The organism is Rhodococcus sp. (in: high G+C Gram-positive bacteria) (genome assembly GCF_049286785.1).
In the GTDB taxonomy this organism is placed as follows: Bacteria; Actinomycetota; Actinomycetes; order Mycobacteriales; family Mycobacteriaceae; genus Rhodococcus_F.
On the sequence record NZ_JBAQEO010000169.1, the window covers coordinates 1 to 4,840 of the forward strand.

Sequence of the window (4,840 nt, forward strand, 5' to 3'; positions counted from 1 at the left end):
CATCGACACACTGTTGAGTTCTCAAAGAACACGCACACACCATCACCACCAGCAACACACACCAGCCGATCAGGGGCAACTCTCCCAGCCTATCCGATCAACCACACCAGCGCAAACCAGCGAGCCGAACCAAACAAACCGGGACGAAGCACAACCATACAAGACACTGTGACTCCGGATTACCAGGCGCCCTACGTCCAACCTCGTGTCCCCGACCTTGCAGCCGGGGTTGGTGTCCGTGTCGCTCTGACTCCGAATAAGTTACGCGACTCCAACCATCCCACCAAATCGCCAGGTCAGACGTGTCTTCTCGATCGGCGGGGCCTGATAACGCGTCCACCAGGGGGCCATTGCGGGTCGTATCGGCCTTGGTTGCCAGCCCGAAGGAGGAACGGGCCGATCGGCGCGCCCAGCACCAATCAGGTGGAGTTGACTGTCAACTGTGGGCGACCGGGCGTTGTGATGACGAGTCGGCAACTCGAGCCCAGCCGTCATCCGACCAGCCGTCCTGTCCCAGCGACGGTGCAGCTCTCGGGGCGGTCGAGAGAACACCGCTGCCGGCCCCGTAGTTGTCGCACTCGGTCGATGACGCGACGGTTGCCTCGGAGATCTTGGGGTTGGCTTCCCACGTGAGTGAGAACATCGTGGACATTGGGGCGTGAACGGCCCAGAGGAAGAGATGTCACTGATGTGATGAAGGCGTACCTTTCGCTGAAACTGATTCTGGAGCCAATCTTCGAGGCGAAGTTTCGTGCCATGTTCCTACGGTTTCCGTCCGAAGCGCCGGCCCACCGATGCTATGACTGGATCGCTATAAGGGATCGGTGAAGGGCAACATCAAGGCCTACTCCGACGAGATCGACCACATCGCCCTCGTGGGGCGGGTCGTCGTCGAATCAGGGACAACCGCGTCCTGGCCCTGGTGAAGGCATTCCTCAACGCGGGCTTCCTCACAGAGGACCGCCAGCTGGAGTGCACAACCGCCGGAACCCCAGCGTGGAATTCGCTCGCCGCTGGCGAACGCGGCGCTGTCGGTGCTGGACGAGCACATCGCCCAGGCTTCCGGCGGAACGCGTAGCAGCAACGCGGAGCGTGCCAAACGGCGTGGTCACGGCCTGCCGAAGTTTCGGCTCGTCCGGTATGCGGACGACTGGTGCCTGATGGTCAAGGGCACCCGGGCCGACGCCGAGGTCCTAGAGGAGGAGATCGCCGCCGTGCTGGCCACGAAACGGAGAATTAAGACGCTGTGCCGACAGGTCGTAACCAATTAGCCGCTGAGCTTCTCCCGTTTCTCCGGAGACTTCCGAACCAGGTTTGATCGTGAAGACCGGGGAAGGACGTCATTGTGGGAACGAGGAACTATCCGCCGGAGCTGCGTGAGCATGCGGTGCGATTGTGTCGGGAGTCGGATCCGATGCCGGTGATCCGGCGGCTCGCCGAGTAGCTGAACGTCCACGCCGAGGCGTTGCGAACTGGATCCGCCAGACCGAGACCGACGCCGGCGAGCAAGCCGACCGGCCGACCGGCCGACCGGCCGACGACGTCGATGGTGGAGGAAACCCGGCGGCTGGCCAAAGGCTGGAAGGGTGGGTGGACCAAGAAGAATCCGCGGCACACCGCGGCCCCGGAGCTGATCCACCGTAGCGACAAGGGCTGTCGATATACCGCCGTCCGGTTCACTGAGCGGCTCGTCGACCCGGGCATCTGCCCCGTCCACCGGGAGCGGCGGCGACAGATTCGATAACGCCCTCGCCGAAAACCCGTGGTCGACCTCGAAGATCGTGTTAATCTACTGGCCTGCAACCACTTTCGATGCCAGCGTGGAGGCGGAGGCGGCATTGTTCCGCTTTGTCGACGGGCGGTAGAATTCGCGTCGGATCCAGGTCGACGGGGGAATCTCGCTGTTCGCCAGACTGATCACCCTGGTCGAGCAGATCCAGGCGCTCACCGAGCAGGTCGGCAACTGCCGCGCCCGATTCTCACCCCCGAGTCGCCGGCCTGCCTCGTCGGCGTCGCCCCCTCCACGCGACAGTTCGGAAGAATGCGAACCGTCGGATTCCGTTGGGCCGCAAACAAACAACTCCACGATACCGTCACTGACTTCGCCTGGCGACTCCCGCCACTCGAACCCCTGGGCCACGGACCTCTACCGCCGAGCCGCTGCCCGCGGCCACCCCCATGCCCCTCCAACGAGTGCTCGCCCACGAACAAGCGGCGGCTTGATACAGGGCAACTCATGCGTTTCGGGTGAAGACCCCCGGTCGACACGTGCCGCATGGTGGAATGAATGCACGTGAGGTTTCCGCCTGTGATAGTGCACACGGAACCGGCTCGACACCAGGAGCGACGCCATGGGCAAGACACACCAGGGAAAAATCGCGGTCGACGTTCGTGACTCGGTTCCGGACTGGGAACCGTACCTGCCGGCGCAGGCACCCGACGGCGCCCCGAACGTCCTACTGATCGCCTGGGACGACGTGGGTTACGGCAGTATGGATGTCTTCGGCGGTCCGATCGAGGCCCCGACGATGCGCCGCATCGGGGAGATGGGCGCTCGTTACTCGAATTTCCACACCACGGCGTTGTGTTCCCCGACCAGATCCTCCCTGCTGACCGGCCGCAACGCCACGAGCAACGGCATGGCCACCATTGCAGAACTGAGTTCGGGGTTTCCGGGACTCTCGACCCACATTCCCTTCGAGAACGGGTTCATCTCCGAGGTGCTGGCCGAGCGAGGGTGGAACACCTACTGCGTCGGCAAGTGGCATCTGACCCCGGGCGAGGAAATGAACATGTCTGCGGTCAAGACCCGGTGGCCGCTGGGCCGGGGATTCGAGCGTTTCTACGGCTTCCTCGGTGGCGAGTCGAACAGCTGGTATCCCGACCTCGTCTACGACAACCACCCGATCAACGCGCCCGGGACACCCGAGGACGGATACCACCTGTCGAAAGACCTGGCGGACAAGTCGATCGAGTTCATTCGGGACGCCAAGGTGGTCGACCCCGACAAACCGTTCTTCATGTACCTCGCGCCGCAGGCCGGGCACGCGCCGCACCACGTCTTCACCGAGTGGGCCGACCGGTACAAGGGCAAGTTCGACCAGGGCTACGAAGCGATCCGCTCCGAGATCCTCCAGCGGCAGAAAGTTCTGGGGTTGCTCCCCCAGAACACCGAACTGTCGCCGATCAACCCCCACGGCGAGCCGGCCACCACCGGCCCCGACGGCCAACCGTGGCCGTTGCTCGACACGGTGCGGCCCTGGGACTCGCTCACCGCCGAAGATCAGCGACTGTTCGTCCGCATGGCCGAGGTGTTCGCCGGATACATCTCCTACACCGACGATCAGCTCGGTCGGGTGATCGACTTCCTGGAGGACACGGGTGAGCTCGACAACACGATCATCATCGTGGTCTCCGACAACGGCGCCAGCGGCGAGGGCGGGCCGAACGGATCCTTCAACGAATGGCGCTTCTTCAACGGGGTGCCCGACACCACCGAGGGCACGCTTCCGCACATCGACGAGCTGGGTGGTCCGGCCTCGTACAACCACTACAACACCGGCTGGGCGTGGGCACTCGACACCCCGTTCCCGTACTGGAAACGGTGGGCCGGCTACGAGGGCGGCGTCGCCGACATGTGCCTGCTCGCCTGGCCCGCGAAGTTTCAGCCCCGGAGTGAGCCGCTACCCCAGTATATTCACGCTGTCGACGTCGTCCCGACGCTGTACGAGCTCCTCGGGATCGAGCCACCCGAGGTGCTGAAGGGATACACGCAGAGCCCGATCGAGGGGGAAAGCTTCGCGGCGTCGCTGACCGACCCCGACGCCCCAGGGAAAGAGACTCAGTTCTACACGATGCTGGGGCAGCGGTCGATCTATCACCAGGGGTGGCTGGCCTGTTCCGTGCATCCGCCACTGTCCGGGTGGGGCCACCTCGGCCGGGACCGATGGGAACTGTTCAACCTTGCCGAGGATCGGGCGCAAGTCCACGATCTCGCCGGCGCCGAACCCGAGCGTCTCCAGGAGATGAAGGACCTGTGGTTCTACTACGCCGGCGTCTACAACGCACTACCCCTCGATGACCGCAGCGCCCTCGAGCAGTTCCTCGCGGAGCGTCCACATCCGGGAAAGCGCCGAGATCGCTACGAGTACTACCCGAACTGCGCCGACGGTCCCGACGCTGCCGGTGTGTCGATCGTCGGCCGCTCGTACACGATCGCGGCCGGTGTGCGCGTGGACTCGGCCGAGGCCGAGGGGGTCCTCTACGCCCACGGCGGTGTCGCCGGAGGACACAGCCTCTACGTCAAGGACCACCGGCTCCACTACGCCTTCAACTGGATCGGCACGCACCTCCAGTCCCTGATCGCGGATCGTGACATCACACCGGGTGCGCACGTCTGTACTGCCGAGTTCGTCGTGGGGGGCAAGAACACGGATCCCGCCATGCCCGGATTTGCCGGCACCCTCACCCTCTACCTCGACGGCCAGCAGGTGGCGACCGGTGAGATCGTCACCCAGCCAGGAGTCTTCTGCCTCGTCGGTGACGGCATCTGCGTCGGACGCGACAGCGCGTCCACGGTCACCCCCGACTACACGTCACCGTTCCCGTTCACCGGCGGCACGATCGACAAGGTCGTCGTCGACGTGTCCGGCGAGCGGTACATCGACCACGAAGCGCAGGTGCGCGGCTGGTTCATGATCGACTAGCAGGCGTCACGGAGTGCGGCGCGACGAGAACGGCGACCCCGGGTCCTGGTCTACCCGCCACATGATCAGGCTCCGGCCAACTGAGCCTGAACACCATCAAGAACGACTGGTGGCGCATCCAGGAGGAACTGGGC

Annotated in this window: 3 protein-coding genes; 2 read left to right on the forward strand and 1 reads right to left on the reverse strand. The window is 64.4% G+C overall.

Annotation, left to right across the window (positions count from 1 at the left end):
* Positions 1 to 436: 436 nt before the first annotated feature.
* Positions 437 to 643 (reverse strand): hypothetical protein, encoded by a 207-nt coding sequence (locus tag WAW17_RS06915; RefSeq protein ID WP_422332259.1) that lies wholly within the window; start codon positions 641 to 643, stop codon positions 437 to 439.
* Positions 644 to 1,034: 391 nt separating this feature from the next.
* Between WAW17_RS06915 and WAW17_RS06920 the strand changes: the two genes are divergently transcribed.
* A complete protein-coding gene (locus WAW17_RS06920) occupies positions 1,035 to 1,271 on the forward strand; it encodes a hypothetical protein (protein ID WP_422332260.1) in 237 nt (78 codons plus the stop codon).
* A 1,080-nt stretch (positions 1,272 to 2,351) separates the two neighbouring features.
* Positions 2,352 to 4,706 (forward strand): sulfatase-like hydrolase/transferase, encoded by a 2,355-nt coding sequence (locus tag WAW17_RS06925; RefSeq protein WP_422332261.1) that lies wholly within the window; start codon positions 2,352 to 2,354, stop codon positions 4,704 to 4,706.
* Positions 4,707 to 4,840 lie beyond the last annotated feature (134 nt).

Coding starts and splice junctions, on each gene's coding strand:
- WAW17_RS06925 (WP_422332261.1), top strand. CDS start 2,352: ATGGGCAAGACACACCAGGGAAAAATCGCGGTCGACGTTCGTGACTCG.
- WAW17_RS06915 (WP_422332259.1), bottom strand. CDS start 643: ATGTTCTCACTCACGTGGGAAGCCAACCCCAAGATCTCCGAGGCAACC.